The sequence below is a fragment of the Niveispirillum sp. KHB5.9 genome (assembly GCF_048066115.1).
In the GTDB taxonomy this organism is placed as follows: domain Bacteria; phylum Pseudomonadota; class Alphaproteobacteria; order Azospirillales; family Azospirillaceae; genus Niveispirillum.
The window spans coordinates 72,746-87,915 of sequence record NZ_JBLTYX010000010.1 but is presented as its reverse complement, the minus strand read 5'-3'; the positions used below and the strand labels follow the sequence as shown (position 1 = coordinate 87,915).

General features: G+C 69.3%; 9 protein-coding genes. 4 read left to right on the top strand and 5 right to left on the bottom strand.

The window, feature by feature from the left end; all coding sequences use genetic code 11:
* The first annotated feature begins 3 nt into the window (after positions 1–3).
* Genes ACM9HJ_RS17215 through ACM9HJ_RS17205 form a run of 3 tightly spaced genes read left to right on the top strand, consistent with a single transcriptional unit; the run spans position 4 to position 1,840 of the window.
* Complete coding sequence (locus tag ACM9HJ_RS17215; protein WP_416572989.1) at positions 4–513, top strand: macro domain-containing protein; 510 nt, start codon at positions 4–6, stop codon at positions 511–513.
* A 23-nt stretch (positions 514–536) separates the two neighbouring features.
* Entirely contained in the window at positions 537–1,217 is a 681-nt protein-coding gene (locus ACM9HJ_RS17210; protein ID WP_416572988.1) for an SDR family oxidoreductase, read from the top strand.
* Between the two features lie 14 nt (positions 1,218–1,231).
* Positions 1,232–1,840, top strand: a complete 609-nt coding sequence (locus ACM9HJ_RS17205) for a 2-hydroxychromene-2-carboxylate isomerase (protein WP_416572987.1) — start codon at positions 1,232–1,234, stop codon at positions 1,838–1,840.
* A gap of 6 nt (positions 1,841–1,846) precedes the next feature.
* Here ACM9HJ_RS17205 and ACM9HJ_RS17200 read toward each other — a convergent pair whose 3' ends face one another.
* Genes ACM9HJ_RS17200 through pseB form a run of 4 tightly spaced genes read right to left on the bottom strand, consistent with a single transcriptional unit; the run spans position 1,847 to position 5,412 of the window.
* Complete coding sequence (locus ACM9HJ_RS17200) at positions 1,847–2,410, bottom strand: GNAT family N-acetyltransferase (RefSeq protein ID WP_416572986.1); 564 nt, start codon at positions 2,408–2,410, stop codon at positions 1,847–1,849.
* The gene (locus tag ACM9HJ_RS17195; RefSeq protein ID WP_416572985.1) at positions 2,407–3,171 is read right to left on the bottom strand and encodes an SDR family NAD(P)-dependent oxidoreductase; all 765 of its coding nucleotides are present in this window, start codon (positions 3,169–3,171) and stop codon (positions 2,407–2,409) included. Before ACM9HJ_RS17195 ends, ACM9HJ_RS17200 begins: the two co-directional genes overlap by 4 nt.
* Positions 3,172–3,175: 4 nt before the next feature.
* Entirely contained in the window at positions 3,176–4,390 is a 1,215-nt protein-coding gene (gene pseC / locus ACM9HJ_RS17190; protein WP_416572984.1) for a UDP-4-amino-4,6-dideoxy-N-acetyl-beta-L-altrosamine transaminase, read from the bottom strand.
* Positions 4,387–5,412 carry a UDP-N-acetylglucosamine 4,6-dehydratase (inverting) gene (gene pseB / locus ACM9HJ_RS17185; protein WP_416572983.1) on the bottom strand — a complete coding sequence of 342 codons (1,026 nt, stop codon included), beginning with the start codon at positions 5,410–5,412 and terminating at the stop codon, positions 4,387–4,389. The genes pseC and pseB overlap by 4 nt, the downstream gene beginning before the upstream one ends.
* Positions 5,413–5,574: 162 nt before the next feature.
* Here pseB and ACM9HJ_RS17180 point away from each other — a divergent pair, with 162 nt between their 5' ends.
* Positions 5,575–12,120, top strand: a complete 6,546-nt coding sequence (locus tag ACM9HJ_RS17180; protein ID WP_416572982.1) for a tetratricopeptide repeat protein — start codon at positions 5,575–5,577, stop codon at positions 12,118–12,120.
* 60 nt (positions 12,121–12,180) lie between these two features.
* Here the strand turns inward: ACM9HJ_RS17180 and ACM9HJ_RS17175 are convergent, their stop codons facing one another.
* Positions 12,181–15,126, bottom strand: a complete 2,946-nt coding sequence (locus ACM9HJ_RS17175; protein WP_416572981.1) for a TonB-dependent receptor — start codon at positions 15,124–15,126, stop codon at positions 12,181–12,183.
* Between the last annotated feature and the right edge of the window lie 44 nt (positions 15,127–15,170).

The window sequence follows — 15,170 nt, the reverse complement described above, 5'->3', positions numbered from 1 at the left end:
CAATTGACCGAGTTGCTGGTTCACCAGGGCGACATCACCGCGCTGGATGTGGATGTCGTGGTCAATGCCGCCGCCCCGGGTCTGGGTGGTGGGACCGGCGTGTCGCGGGCCATCCATGAGGCGGCGGGGCCGGCGCTGTTCGCGGCCGCCACGGCGCTGGACCCGGTGGGGCGCGGCGATGCCGGGATCACGCCGGGCTTCAATATGAAGGCCCGCTGGGTGGTGCATGCGGTCGGGCCCGTCTTCATCACCGGCAAGATGGGGGAGGACAAGGTCCTGGCCCGCACCTATCGCCGCGCGCTTGAGTTGGCCGTGGAAAAGGGCGCGCGGTCCATCGCCCTGCCCGCCATTTCCACCGGCGCCTACCGGTTCCCCAAGGAACTGGCGGCCCAGGTGGCCGTTGCCACGGTGCGGGACTTCGTCGCGCAACGGCCGGATGCGCTGGATCGGGTCTTGTTTGTCGCCACGGGTGGGGACAACATCAAGGCGTTGAATGCGGCGCTGGCCGCCTGAGGACCAACGGGACCGGAGGAAACATGCCCACCGTCGTCATCACCGGCGCCAATCGCGGCATCGGCCTGGAGTTCGTGCGCCAGTACGTGGCCGATGGCTGGACCGTCATCGCCACCTGCCGTGATGCGGCCCGGCCCGGCGGGCTGGCCGGGGTGAAGGGGGTGGAGGTGCTGGGCCTGTCGGTGGACGACCCGGCCTCCATCGCCGCCTTCGCGGCAGCGCTGAAGGGGCGGTCGGTCGACCTGCTGATCAACAATGCCGGCATCATGGGGCCGGACCTGTCCGCCCAGTCCAGGGACGGGATCGATGTCGATGGCTGGCTCATGACCCTGAAGGTCAATGCCCTGGCCCCTCTCCTGCTGGCCCAGGCGCTGAAGCCCAATCTGGCCGCGGGCGCCAAGGTGGCCACCGTGTCCAGCCAGCTGGGCTCCGTCGCGGAGAACGAGAGCGGGGGCATGTATGCCTATCGCGCCTCCAAGGCCGCGATCAACATGGGCAATCGCAGCTTGGCCGCCGATTGGCGCGAGGATGGCATCACCTGCATCGTCATGCATCCGGGCTGGGTGCAGACCGACATGGGCGGGCCCAAGGCGCCGGTGACGCCGCCCGACAGCGTGGCCGGCATGCGCCGTGTCATCGCCGGTGCCACCCCGGCCGACAGCGGCGCCTTCTTCGGCTATGATGGACGCCGTATTCCCTGGTGACGGGAGGTTTCGCGATGAGCGCCGCACCCATCGATTTCTATTTCGACTTCGCCTCCCCCTACGCCTATCTGGCGGCCGCCCGCATCGACGCGCTGGCCGAAGGCTGGGGCCGACCCGTGCGCTGGCGGCCCATCCTGCTGGGGGCCGTGTTCAAGGTCACCAGTGCCGTACCCAACCTGAACAAGCCGCTGGCGGGCGATTACCTGCGCCATGACGTGCCGCGCTGCGCCCGGCTGTGGGGTGTGCCCCTGCACCAGCCGCTGCCCCAGGCCTTCGGCTCGCTGGCGGCGGCGCGCGCCTTCTACTGGCTGGACCAGGCAGGCGGGGAGCATAGTCCGGCCGCCTTGGCTCGCGCCATTTTCCACGCCCATTGGGTGGAAGGGCGCGACATGGCCCTGCCGGAAAATGTGCTCGATGTGGCCGCCAGCCTGGGCCTGGAACGCGACGCGGTGGAGGCGGGGATCGCCGAGCCGGGGGTGAAGGATCGGCTGCGCGCGGAAACGGACGAGGCCATCACGCGCGGCGTGTTCGGCGCGCCATTCTTCTTCGTGGACGGGGAGCCCTTCTGGGGGGCCGATCGCATGGAGCAAATGGGGGATTGGCTGCGCCGGGGCGGGTGGTGAGGGGTCTCACCCCACATCCACCCCGTCCAGGTCGTAGAGCAGGCCGAAGCGGGGGCGGGCCCTGGCCCAGTCGTCGGCCAGCATTTCGAACAGATGCACGTCGCGCGGCTGCCCGTTCTTCAGGGCGTGGGCTTTCAGCACGCCGACATGGCGATAGCCCAGCAGCGTCTGGCCCTTCAGCACCTTTTCATTGTCGGCGAAGATCTGGTTCACCACCTTGCGCAGGCCCAGCCGGTGGAAACAATGGTTCAGGACGGGCGCGAAATTCAGGGCGCCGATGCCGGTGCGCCCGCGCCGGTCGCCCATATAGGCGCCGATGCTGCCCACCCCCCAGGCGGGATGGGTGATCGTGATGCTGGTATAGCCGACATCGACCCCATCCACCTGGATGATCCTGTGCAGATAATCGGTCCGCGTGTTGCAGCGGTCGATCCAGGCGCGCTGCTTGTCCAGATCGTCATCCACATCGGTGAAGCTGTTGCCCGTCACCTCCGGCAGGCGCCGCCAGGCCAGCAGCGTGGCGGCATCGCCCGTGGTGGGGGAGCGGAAGGTCATGGCGTGACCGGTCATGCCGTCCGGCCCCCATCCACCACCATCGAGGTGCCGGTGATCCAGCGGGCGGCGTCCGACAGCAGGAAGCAGATGGCGTTGGCCACGTCGTCGGGATGGCCGAAACCCAGCGGCTGGAGCTTTTCCAGATGGCCGATCTGGTCGCCATTCAGCTTTTCGAACCCGCGTTCGATCAGTTCGGTCATCACGATGCTGGGCACCACGCAATTGACGCGGATGGCATCGGGCAGGAGTTCGGCCGACAGGCCCCTGGTGGCGGCGATGATGCCGCCCTTGGCCGCCGCATAGACGACATTGGCGGGTGAGGCGGCCGTGGCGGCGGTGGAGGAGATATAGACCAGGCTGGATTTTTCCGCCTTCACCCCCTTCTGCCGCAGACCCTTGGCCAGGGCCAGGGAGGCGCCCAGGTTGGTGCGCATCACCTCGTCAAAGAAATCGGCTTGGAAGATGCGGATGGGGCGCAGCGTCTGGATGCCGGCGCAATGGGCCAGGCCGTCGATGGGGCCGTTGCCGGATGCTGCCGCCTTCATCCAGCCGGGAATGGCGTCGATGGCGGACAAATCGAAGGCGTCGGCGCGGTGGCCATCGCCCGGAAGGTCGGCCAATGTCGCGGAAAGCCGTGCCTGGTCACGACCGGTAACGGTGACGCGGGCGCCCAGTTTCGCCGCCAATATCGCCGTGGCCCGGCCGATGCCGGCCGATGCGCCGGTCACCAGGATATGGCGGCCCGACAGGTCCATGGGGTTGATGAGGGCGGGCATCGGATCATCCCTTGATGATGCGCGTCAGCGAAGCGACGACACGGTCATGGTCTGCCATGGACATGGCCGGAAACAGCGGCAGCGACAGGCAGCGATCGTACCAGGCCTGCGCACCCGCCAGCACCAGATCGCCATAGAGACGCCGGTAATAGGGCTGGGTGTGGACGGGAATGTAATGCACCTGGCTGCCCACCCCGTCCTGTCGCAGGGCGCCCATGAAGGCCGCCCGGTCCATACCCAGGGCGGTGAAGTCGATCAGGGCGACATAGAGGTGCCAGCCGGCCATTACGCCCGGCTTCTTCCCGGCCGGCCGCAAGACGGGGGCCAGCGGTGCCAGGGCCTGATCATAGGCATCGACCAGCGTCTGGCGGGCGCGGACGAAGGCGTCCAGCTTGGACAGTTGCGACAGGCCCAGGGCCGCCTGGATGTCGGTCATCCGGTAATTGAAGCCGGGTTCCGGCATCTCGTAATACCAGGGGTTGGGCTTGCCGTCGGCGGCGGTCGCGGCCGCCACATCGGCATAATCCGCCGGATCGCGGGTCATGCCGTGCGACACGGCGGCGCGTACGCGCCTGGCCAGCCCGTCATCATTGGTGGTGACCATGCCGCCCTCACCCGTGGCCATGGTTTTCACCGGGTGGAAGGAGAAGCAGGCCAGGTCCGACCGGTCGCAGGCGCCGACAGCGACCAGGGCGCCGTCCGCACCGGCCAGGCGCGTGCCCACGGCATGGGCCGCATCCTCGACAATGGCGAGGTCCCGTTCACGGGCCAGGGCCGCCAGGCCCGCCATGTCGGCCGTCTGTCCGGCCAGGTGCACGGGCGCCAGGGCCCGCACGCGCCAGCCCAGGGCCTCGGCCCGCGCAATCGCGTCTTCCGCATCCTGGCGGCGCATCAGGCCGGTGTCGGGATCGACATCGGCGAAGGCGACCTGGGCGCCGACATAGCGCACGGCATTGGCCGTGGCCAGGAAGGTGACGCTGGGCACCACCACGGCGTCACCTGGCTTCAGGTCCAGCGCCATCATCGATACATGCAGGGCCGCCGTGGCATTGGCACAGGTGACGGCGTGACGTGCCCCCACCTTCTCTGCGAAGGCCCGTTCGAACCAGCCGACCGAGGGGCCTTGCGTCAGCCAGTCGCCGCGCAGCACCTGTTCCACGGCGGCGATATCCGCCTCGTCGATCCATTGCCGCCCATAGGGCAGGAAGCCCCTGGTCACGAAGGCCGCTCCAGCAGGGCCCGCATGGCGTCGTCCGACAGCCATTCCGGATTGGTGTCGCTGCGATAGCTGAACCCGTCACCCACGCCCGTGGCCCCCTGCTTGGCATAGGGGCCGCGGTCCCACCAGTTGAAGGCGGGTTCGATGATGTAGCGGTCGGGCAGTTCCACGGTCTGCCGCGCATCATCCTCGGTGATCATGATCTCATGCAGCTTCTCCCCCGGCCTGATGCCGACGATGCGGTGGGAGAGGTGGGGCGCCATGGTGCGTGCCAGGTCCACGATGCGCATGGACGGGATCTTGGGCACGAAAATCTCCCCCCCCTGCATCATGGTGAAGGAGGAGGCGACGAAATCCACGCCCTTGTTCAGCGTGATCCAGAACCGCGTCATCCGCTCGTCGGTGATGGGCAGTTCCTTCGCCCCCTCCTCGATCAGCTTGCGGAAGAAGGGGACGACGGAACCTCTGGAGCCCACGACATTGCCATAGCGCACGGCGGCGAAACGGGTGCCGACGGAGCCCGACAGGTTGTTGGCTGCCACGAAGATCTTGTCGGATGCCAGCTTGGACGCCCCATAGAGGTTCACGGGGCTGGCGGCCTTGTCCGTGGACAGGGCCACCACCTTCTTCACCTTGTTGGCCAGTGCCGCCTGGACCACGTTTTCCGCGCCATTGATATTGGTGCGGATACATTCGATGGGATTGTATTCCGCCGTGGGCACATGTTTCAGTGCCGCGGCGTGGATGCAGTAATCGACCTCGCGCATGGCCATGGACAGGCGCTGCTGGTCGCGGACATCGCCAATGAAGAAGCGCAGCGCGTCGCGGTTATCCATGTCCGCGAATTGCTGCTGCATCTCATACTGCTTGAACTCGTCGCGCGAGAAGATGACCAGCCGGCGCGGCTTGCCATGTTTCAGCAGGAAACGCGTGAACTGCCGGCCGAAGGAACCGGTGCCGCCGGTGATCAGGACGGACGCGCCCTTGAACAGGGCGGGGGCGCGGGTTGTTTCTGTGGTCATCGATGGTCCGGTCCGCTGGCGGGCAAGGCCTCCATGCTAGCCAGTTTGCGGGGCAGGGTTAAGTATTTCCGGCATTTAGTGCTTTCAGGTGGCGCCATCCGGGTTGGAGTGGGCGTGGTGCATGGGCTAAGGTGGCGCCATCCCGCCCCTCACGGACCCGAAATGGACCGGAAGAAACCGCCCGAAGCCGACTCGCCCGCCCGCCAGCTGGACGCGGCCATGGCCCGCCACCAGCAGGGCGATCTGGCAGGGGCCGTGACCGGTTACAGGCGGTTGCTGCAACGATTGCCGGGCAACACCGATATCTCCCATCTGCTGGGCCTGGCGCTGTGGCAGACGGGGGAGCATGAGGAGGGGCTGCGGCTGGTGCTGGCGGCGGCCAAGGCGGCACCGGGATCGGCCGCCATCCAGAACAATCTGGGTGGCATGCTGATGCAGGACCGGCAGTTCGCGGCGGCGGAGCGGGCCTTCCGCGCCGCGTTGACGGCCAATCCGAAGCTGGTGGATGCTTGGTCCAATCTGGCGGCCGTGCTGCTGGAGCAGAACCGGCCCGATGCGGCGGAAAAGGCGGCACGCCAGGCCCTGGCCGCCGACCCGGCCCGGGCCGACGCCTGGTCCAACCGGGGCGTGGCGCTGCTGGAACTGGGTCGGCTTGACGAGGCGGAGACGTGCCAGCGCAAGGCCCTGGACCTCAACCCCGCCCTGGCCGTGGCCCATGCCAATCTGGGCACGCTGCTGCGCCGGCGCGACGATGCGGCGGCCGTGTCTGCCTTCCGCCGTGCCCTGGACCTGGATGCCGATCAGCCCATCGCCCGGTTCAACCTGTCGCTGGACCATCTGGCCCAGGGACGGCTGCAACAGGGATGGACCGATTACGAGGAACGGTTCCGCGCCCGCCAGCGCCAGCCGCGGCGAAACCTGGACCTGCCCTTCTGGCAGGGGGAGATGCTGGAAGGCCGCCATCTGCTGATCTGGCCGGAACAGGGGCTGGGGGACGAGATATTGTTCGCCAGCGTCTTTCCGGACCTGGCCGGGCTGGACGGACCGGTCACGGTGGAATGCGAGGCGCGCCTGGTTCCCCTGTTCGCCCGGTCCTTTGCGCATCTGCGCGTGGCGGCGGCGGGCACGACGCCGGCGGCCGACCTGCAGATCGCGGCGGGCAGCCTGCCCCGGCTGGCGCGGCCGTCCCTGGGGCGGTTTTCCGGCGCACCCTGGCTGACGCCCGACGCGGCGCGGGTGGAGCATTGGCGGCGGGCACTGGTATTGGATGGCCCGGCGCTGACCGTCGGCTTCTGCTGGCGCAGCGGGTTGAAGGGCGGGGAACGCACGGGGCTTTATCCGCAGCTGGCGGATTTCGCCCCGCTGTTCGCGCTGCCGGGCATCCGCTGGGTGGCGCTGCAATATGATCTGGATGACCCGGCCACGGCGGCGGAGTTGGCGGCCGGCGTGCCGGACGGCTTGGACCTGTTCCGGCCGGCATTGGATTTGCGCGACGATCTGGACGGGGTGGCGGCGCTGATGGCGGCACTGGACCTGGTGGTCAGTGCCGCCACGTCGGTGTCGGAACTGGCCGGCGCGCTGGGCGTGCCGGTCTGGCGGGTGGGTACGGGCGATGACTGGACGCGCCTGGGCGCGGGGGCCCGGCCCTGGTATGGGACCACGCGCTGCTTCGCCCCCGCGCCCGGGCGCGGCTTCCCCGGTCTGCTGGCCGACATGGCAAGGGAACTGGCCCGGCTGCGGACCCGGACGGTGGTGGCGGGCGATGCCGAGACTCTGTTCCGGCAGGGAACAGCCCTGCTGGGTGCCGGACGGGCGGGCGAAGCGGTCGGGCTGCTGGAACAGGCGGTGATGCTGCGGCCCGGCCATGCGCCCGGCCTGTCGCGGCTGGCCGGCGCCCTGCGTGCCGCGGGCAGGCCGGCGGATGCGCGTGCGCGCTACGGCCAGGCGCTGGCCTTGCAGCCCGGCAATCCCGTTCCCCTGGTCAATACCGCCCTGTGCCGGATCGACGAGGGGGACCTGGACGGGGCGGAGGCCGATCTGGCCGCCGTTCTGGCCGCCCATCCCGGCATGGCGCCCGCCCATGACGCACTGGGGCTGGTGCGCCAGGGGCGCGACGATCATGCCGGTGCCGTGGCGGCGCATCGGGCGGCGGTGCAGGCCGATCCCCGCCTGTTGTCGGGCTGGGTCAACCTGGGCGCCGCCCTGCGGGCGTCCCATCGCTTCGGCGAGGCGGTGGCGGCCCTGAAACGGGCGCGCGACATCGATTGCGACCGGGTGGAGGTCTGGGCCGGACTGGGCTATGCCCTGTACCGCACGCTGGACCAGGCCGGGGCGGAGGCGGCGCTGCAACGGGCGCTGGCCCTGGTGCCGGATTATCCGCCGGCCCTGATCGATCTGGCCCGCATCCGGGACCTGCAGGGGCGCGGGGCGGAAGGGCTGGCACTGCTGGACCGGGTGCTGGCGACCGACCCCGGCAATATCCTGGCCCGTTTCAATCGCGGCCACCTGCTGCTGGCCAATGGTCTGACGCAACAGGGCTGGGCCGATTACCGCACGCGCTTCGCGGCGGGGCAATCCACGCCCGACCGGCGCTTCGCCATTCCCGCCTGGCGCGGGGAGGATGTGGCCGGCCGCCGCCTGCTGGTCTGGCGCGAGCAGGGGCTGGGGGACGAGATCCTGTTCGCCGGCCTGATCGGCGACCTGATCCGTGCGGGGGCCGGGGTCATCGTGGAATGCGACCCGCGTCTGGTGGGCCTGATCGCCCGGTCCTTTCCCGGCATCGTGGCGCGGGCGGAGACGGAGGATCCGCGCGATGGGGATTTCCACTGCGCCATGGGCGATCTGGCCGGCCTGCTGCGGCCCGCCCCGTCCCGGTTCGCGGCGGCAACGGCCTGGATGCGGCCCGATCCGGCCCTGGCCGGGACGATGGCGGACCGGCTCGCGACCCTGCCGGCGGGCCTGCGCGTGGGTTTCTGCTGGCGGTCGCGCAACCGGGAGGGCGACCGCGCCAGTTCCTATCTGGAGCTGGCCGATCTGCTGCCGCTGCTCACCCTGCCCGGCATCGTGCCGGTCAGCCTGCAATATGACGGGGCGGAGGCGGAGATCGCGGCGTTGGCCCACCGCACGGGGGCAAGGGTCCATTCCTTTCCCGACATCGATTTGACCGACGACCTGGAAAGTGCGGCCGCCCTGATCGCGGGGCTGGATCTGGTGATCGGTGCCGCCACGGCGGTGGGGGAGATGGCGGGGGCGCTGGGCGTGCCCGTCTGGCGGTTCCAGAACGGGCGGGACTGGAGCGCGCTGGGCATGGCGGTGCGGCCCTGGTTCCCCACCATGCGCCTGTTCACGCAAGCCGAGGCGATCGACACCGTCGCCCCCATGGTCCGGGTCCTCTCGTCCCCGCCGCACCCCGCCGATCGGGAACCGCCGGCATTGCCGGCGATGGTGGAGCGCCATCAGGCGGGCGATCTGGCGGGTGCTGAAGCGGGCTACCGCGCCGTGCTGGCGGCCGTACCCGATGATGTGGACGCGCTGCACCTGCTGTCACAGGTGCTTTTGCAGACCGGGCGCGGACGCGAGGCGCTGCCCTTCATCGACCGGGCGCTGGCGCTGGACCCGGATTTCGCCGCCGCCCACAATACGCGCGGCGGATTGCTGAAGGGGCTGGGCCGGTTCGCCGAGGCGGAGAAGGCCTTCCGCCGGGCCTTGGCCCTGCGCGCGGATTTCGCGGAGGCCTGGACCAACCTGGGGGCCGCGCTGGTGGAACTGCGCCGCTATGCCGAGGCGGAGAAGGCGCATCGCCGGGCCCTGGCGCAGCGGCCCGGTTATCCGCGCGCCCTGGTCAATCTGGGCGTGGCTTTGCGCCATCTCGGCCGCTACGCGGAGGCGGCGCAGAGCCATCGCCAGGCCCTGGCGCTGGCGCCCGGCATGGCCGACGGCTGGAGCGATCTGGGCCTGTGCCTGGGCCATATGGGCGACGGTGCGGAAGCGGTGCGGTGCCAGGAACAGGCCCTGTCCGCCGACCCTGCCTATGCGGAGGCCGCCGTCAACCTGGCGGTGCTGCAGGCGGGCCAGGGCAGGGTGGCGGCGGCGCGCGCGACGCTGGCCCGTGCGCTTGCCATCCGGCCGGACTTCGCCCGCGCCCTGTACAATGACGGGCTGCTGGCCCTGTCGGTGGGCGACCTGGAGGCGGGCTGGGCCGGGCATGAGGCGCGGTTCGCCAGCGGGGAGGTCGCCTGGGGCCATCCGCCCCCCGTTCCGCGCTGGGATGGCGGCCCCCTGGGCGGCCGTCGCCTGCTGGTCTGGCGCGAGCAGGGTCTGGGGGACGAGCTGATGTTCGCCGCCCATTACGGCCGGCTGGCACGGCTGGGCGGGCAGGTGACGCTATGGGCGGAGCCGCGTCTGGTGCCCATCCTGGCCCGCGCCTTCCCCTTTGCCGTGGTCCTGGCGGAGGGGAGCGAGGTCGGGGTGGATTGCCATGTGCCGGCAGGCAGCCTGCCGTCGCTGCTGGCGCCCGCCCTTTCCGGCTGGGACGGCGCGGCCTTCCTGGCGCCACGGCCGGACCTGGCGGCGCTGTGGCGGGACCGGTTGGCCGGGCTGCCGCCGGGCCTGCGGGTCGGCCTGTGCTGGCGCAGCCAGCTGCGCACGGCGGCGCGGGACGCGGGCTATACCCGGCTGACGGACTGGCTGCCCCTGCTGCGCCTGGCCGGCATCCAGGTCGTGTCGCTGCAATATGACGGGGCGGCGGCGGAGATCGATGCGCTGGCGGCGGCGCATGGGGTGGTGCTGCACCGCTGGGACGGGGTGGATCTTCGCGACGATCTGGAGACGGCGCTGGCGCTGACGGCGGGGTTGGACCTGGTGATCACCGTCGGTACGGCGGTGGGGGAGATGGCGGGGGCGCTGGGCGTGCCGGTCTGGCGGCTGTCGGCCGGGATCGACTGGACGGGGCTTGGCGCCGATATCCGTCCCTGGTTCGCCAGCATGCGGCTGTTCACCGCGCCGCCGGGCCAGCGGGCGGCCGGGCAGATACCCGCCATCGTCAAGGCCCTGGCGGGGTTGATGGAGGACGGGGCGCCGGCGGGTGATCCCGACCAATGGCTGGAACGCGCCATCGGGCGGCAGAAGGGCGGGGACCCGGCCGGTGCCATCCCGCTCTACCGCGCCATCCTGGCCCGAATTCCCGAACAGCCCGTGGCGCTGCACCTGCTGGGCCTGGCCCTGCAGCAGACGGGGCGGGCGGCGGCGGGGGAACCCTTCATGGAACGGGCGGTGGCCGCGGCCCCCGATTATGGTGCCGCCTGGGTCAATCTGGGCAATCTGCGCCAGGAACTGGAACGGCCAGGAGCGGCGGAGACGGCCTACCGCCGGGCGCTCGCCCTGCGTCCCGACGATGCCGGCGCCTGGACCAACCTGGGCAACGCCCTGCGTGCACAGGGGCGGCTGGAAGAGGCGGCGAAGGCCCATCGGCGCGCCATCGGTTTCGACCGGGCCAATCCCGTGCCCCATGCCAACCTGGCCACCGTGTGCAAGGAGATGGACCGGCCCGCCGATGCGGTGGCCGCCTATCGCCATGCCCTGGCCCTGGGCGGCGGGGAGGCCGGGCTGCGGGCAGGGCTAGGCGATGCGCTGCGCATGGCGGGCGATGGGGCCGGCGCGCGGGCGGAGCTGGAAGCGGCCCTGGCGCTGGACCCGCAACAGGCGGAAGCCTGGAACAGCCTGGGCCGGCTGGCGGCCGACCCGGCCATGGCGCGCGGGCATTACCGGCGGGCGCTGGCGGCGGAACCGGGGTTGGCCACGGCGCGGTACAATCTGGGCCTGCTGGATCTGGCGGACGGCACGCTGGCGCCCGGCTGGGACGGTTATCGGGCGCGCTTCCAGGGCACGCCGTCGATCCGGGGGCGCACCCTTTCCCTGCCCCTCTGGCGGGGGGAGGATCTGGCGGGCAGGCGGCTGCTGGTCTGGGGGGAGCAGGGGCTGGGCGACCAGCTGATGTTCGCGACCCTCTATCCGGCCCTGCTGGAACGGTGCGGTCATCTGGTGATCGAGGGGGATGCGCGGCTGGTGCCGCTCTTTACCCGTGCCTTCCCGCAGGCGACGGTGCGCGGGCCGACGGCGGACCCGCGTGACGCCGATCTGGCGGTGGCCGCCGGCGACGTGGCGGGCCTGTCGTGGCAGCGGCCGGGCGATATGGCGCCCGCCCCCTATCTGTGTCCGCGTGCCGACCTGCTGACGCATTGGCGGGAGCGGCTGGCCGCACTGGGGCCGGGGTTGAAGGTGGGTGTCTGCTGGCGGTCGGCGCGGATCAATGCCGAACGCTCGCCCTCATACTTCCCGCTGGCCGGTTTGGCATCCGTCGCGGCGTTGCCCGGCGTGACGCTGGTGTCCCTGCAGCGGGGCGACTGGCGGGGGGAATGGGACGCGGCGGATTTCCCGCTTACCCGCTTCGACGACCTGGACCTGGATGACGATCTGGAAGGGCAGGCGGCGCTGATCTCGGCGCTGGACCTGGTGATCACGGCCCCCTCGGCCGTGGGGGAACTGGCGGGGGCATTGGGCGCACCCGTCTGGCGGCTGGGCCCGCCGGACTGGACCCGGCTGGGCACCGGCGCGCGGCCCTGGTTTCCCACCATGCGCCTGATGGACCAGGGGCAGGGCATGACGGCGGCGCTGATCGACATGGCGCGGCGGCTGGCGGACCTCAAATAAGAACGCCGCCGGTCTTGGGAGACCGGCGGCGAGTTTGAGGGGACGCTGAGAGAGACGGGATCAGAACTTGACGTTCACACCGGCGGTGACCGTACGGCCGATGCGGGTTTCGAACAGGGTGTCCTGACGCTTGCTGTCGACATACAGGCGGTTCTGTTCGTCGGTCAGGTTCTGCGCTTCCAGGATCAGCTTGATCTCCGGCGTGACATTGTAGGAGGCGGACGCGTCGACATAGACGGTGGACGCATTGCCCTGCAGATCACTGCCCGGCGAGGCCGGGATGCCGCGGATGAAGCTGTCACGGTAATTGGCCGTGGCGCGGATCGAGAAATCATCATTCTCGTAATAGATCGTGCCCGACATGGTGTTCTTGGACAGGCCCACCAGATCGGCCGTGGTGGTCACGGTGGGCACGCCGCCGGCCGAGGCCAGGATGTAATTGATCTTCGAGGTGACGCGCGTGTAGTTGGCCAGCACGCCGAAATCAGCGAAGAAGCCGTCCAGGAAGGTGAACGGAATCTGGGCGTTGATTTCGAAGCCCTTCAGCGGGCCACCCGGCGTGTTGAACGGACGCGACACCGTGAAGATTTCCGTCGGCGCGGTGTTGGACCCGTCCAGCAGCGCGTTGGGCAGGCCCAGTTCGGTGAAGGGCATCTGCGAGTTCACGTTCTGGATGAAGCTCTTGATGTCCTTGTAGAAATACGCCACCGACAGCAGCGAGCCGGGACGGAAATACCATTCCGCCGCCACGTCGAACGTGTTGGCGCGGATCGGGTCCAGGAACGGGTTGTTGATGTTGCCGATGCGGGTGACCGGGTTGATGCCGCTGGTCGGGGACAGGATGCCCAGTTCGGGCCGTGCCATGACCTTGGCACCGGACAGGCGCAGCAGCACATCGTCGGTGGCTTCCACCACGACATTGGCTGAGGGCAGCCAGTCGTCATAGGAATGATTGACCTCGGAGAACTGGCCGACCACGCCGGTGGGCGAGGTGGTGCCGGCCGGCGGGGCGACGGCGATATAGCCGGACGCCAGCATGTTGGTCTTCACATAGCGCATGCCGACATCGCCGCGCACCGGCATGTCCGCCGCATCCTGCAGGTCGAAGGTGCCCATGACATAGGCGCTCTTCACCCGCTCGCGGATGCGGGTGCGGACACCACCGCAGCTATAGTCGCAATCGCGGATGCCGTCGGTGTCGAACGTGTCCTTGAACTTGTCCAGGTCGATGGCGGCCCAGCTACCCGGCGCGTTCTCACCCCACAGGCTGTCCAGCCCGCTGATGGTCTTGGTGATGGAGGACAGCGTCGTGCCGGTCGGCAAGGCGCGGACGGCGGCGTCGGCCGTGTACTGCCGCACGCCGGTGGACAGGAAGTCGCTTTCGCGGAACTGGCCGCCGGTCTTGACGGTGAAGCCATCGGCGACGGTATAGGCCAGGTTCAACTCGCCGGTCAGGTTGTCGGTGCGGCGACGGACGGGATTGCCCTGCAACGAGAAGCCGCCCAGCACCGTGCCGTCGGCCAGCGACGGGGCATAGGTGAAGTTGGCGGGGTTGGAGACGTCGAAGCCGAAGCCCAGCTTGGGCGTGGTACCGCCATCGCGGAAATCGATGGAGAAATTATCGGTGTCGATGGCGTCCATGAAGGTCTGGAAGCGCTGCTTGCCATCGAACTGCGACCGGTTGAAGCCGACCACGCCGCTCAGCTCGAACTTGTCGCTGAAGCGATGGGCGAAGTCGAGATTGGCCTGCTTGAAGGTGGTGGTGAACTTGTCGACCAGGCCTTCGGAACGGACATCGACGCCGTCGAACAGGCCATAGACCAGCGATCCGTTCTGGTCGAACTGGATGTCGCGGACCGACACCATGGGCTGGCCGTTGTTGGTGATGGTGCGGGCGAACGACACGGCGGCGATGTAATTGTCACGCCGCGTCACGTCGAAGCGGGAATACAGCGTGTCGATCGAGATGTCGGTGTCTTCGTTGGGCTTGTACTGGAAGGTCAGGGTGGCGCCCAGACGCTCCTGGTCCTGTTCGGAATTCATGTAGCGCGGCAGGCGCGGGATGAAGGCGCCGGAGCCGGGTGTTGTCGGCTGGTCGGCGCGGCGCAGGGCCTGGATGGTGTTCCAGGCGGCCACGGTGCCGGTACGCGGATTGTTGGTGGAGCACATCGTGTCCGTCGTGCCCTTGGCGGCGGAGACGGCCGGATAGACCGGCGTCACGCCGATGGGCGCGCAGAACAGGCCGTTGGCGCTGGCCGACAGCAAATCCACGGCGGAATAGCCGACCTCGCGGATGCTGCGCTCCTGATAGGAGAGCGAGCCCAGGACACCGAACTGGCCCTCGTCGCCGAACTTCTGCGACAAGAGGAACGATCCGCGCGGATCGACCTTCTTGGACACGCCGTTATAGACGCCCTTGGCGGTCGCGGTGATGACCGAATCCTCGCGGCTGTCGAAGGGCTTGGGTGCCCGCAGGTCGACGGTCGCACCCAGCGAGCCTTCCTCGACATCGGCCGACGGCGTCTTGCGCACGGCGAGCGAGGAGAAGATCTCGGTGGAGAAGACGTTGAAATCGAAGGAGCGGCCGGAATTGCCCGCACCATAGATGTCGGACGAGCCGGTCTGGGCCGCACCTTCCATGCCGTTGATGCGCACACGGGTGAAGCCGGCGCCCAGGCCGCGCACGGAGATGTTGCGGCCTTCACCGCCATCGCCGCGGGCCAGCGCCACGCCGGGCACGCGCTGCATGCTTTCGGCCAGGTTGCTGTCGGGGAACTTGCCGATATCCTCCGCCACGATGCTGTCGATGGCGGCGGTTTCATTGCGCTTCAGGTTCAGCGCGCTGTTCAGCGAGGCGCGGAAACCGGTGACAACGATCTCTTCAAGAGCGCTGTCGGAGGAAGGGGCCGTCTGGGCGGACACGGGCAGGGTGAAGGCCATGGCGACGCCAAGGGCCAACAGCGACGCTTCCAGGCGCCGGGACGTATAGGCACGTTGCTTGAGCATTTTCATCTTCCCTATGAAAGTTCCTTGTCGCGGCCCCTTTCGGT

What these genes read in the sequence shown, in the direction of transcription:
- pseB (WP_416572983.1), bottom strand. Translation starts at nt 5,412, where the DNA reads ATGACCACAGAAACAACCCGCGCCCCCGCCCTGTTCAAGGGCGCGTCC.
- ACM9HJ_RS17200 (WP_416572986.1), bottom strand. Translation starts at nt 2,410, where the DNA reads ATGACCGGTCACGCCATGACCTTCCGCTCCCCCACCACGGGCGATGCC.
- ACM9HJ_RS17205 (WP_416572987.1), top strand. Translation starts at nt 1,232, where the DNA reads ATGAGCGCCGCACCCATCGATTTCTATTTCGACTTCGCCTCCCCCTAC.
- ACM9HJ_RS17175 (WP_416572981.1), bottom strand. Translation starts at nt 15,126, where the DNA reads ATGCTCAAGCAACGTGCCTATACGTCCCGGCGCCTGGAAGCGTCGCTG.
- ACM9HJ_RS17195 (WP_416572985.1), bottom strand. Translation starts at nt 3,171, where the DNA reads ATGCCCGCCCTCATCAACCCCATGGACCTGTCGGGCCGCCATATCCTG.
- ACM9HJ_RS17210 (WP_416572988.1), top strand. Translation starts at nt 537, where the DNA reads ATGCCCACCGTCGTCATCACCGGCGCCAATCGCGGCATCGGCCTGGAG.
- ACM9HJ_RS17180 (WP_416572982.1), top strand. Translation starts at nt 5,575, where the DNA reads ATGGACCGGAAGAAACCGCCCGAAGCCGACTCGCCCGCCCGCCAGCTG.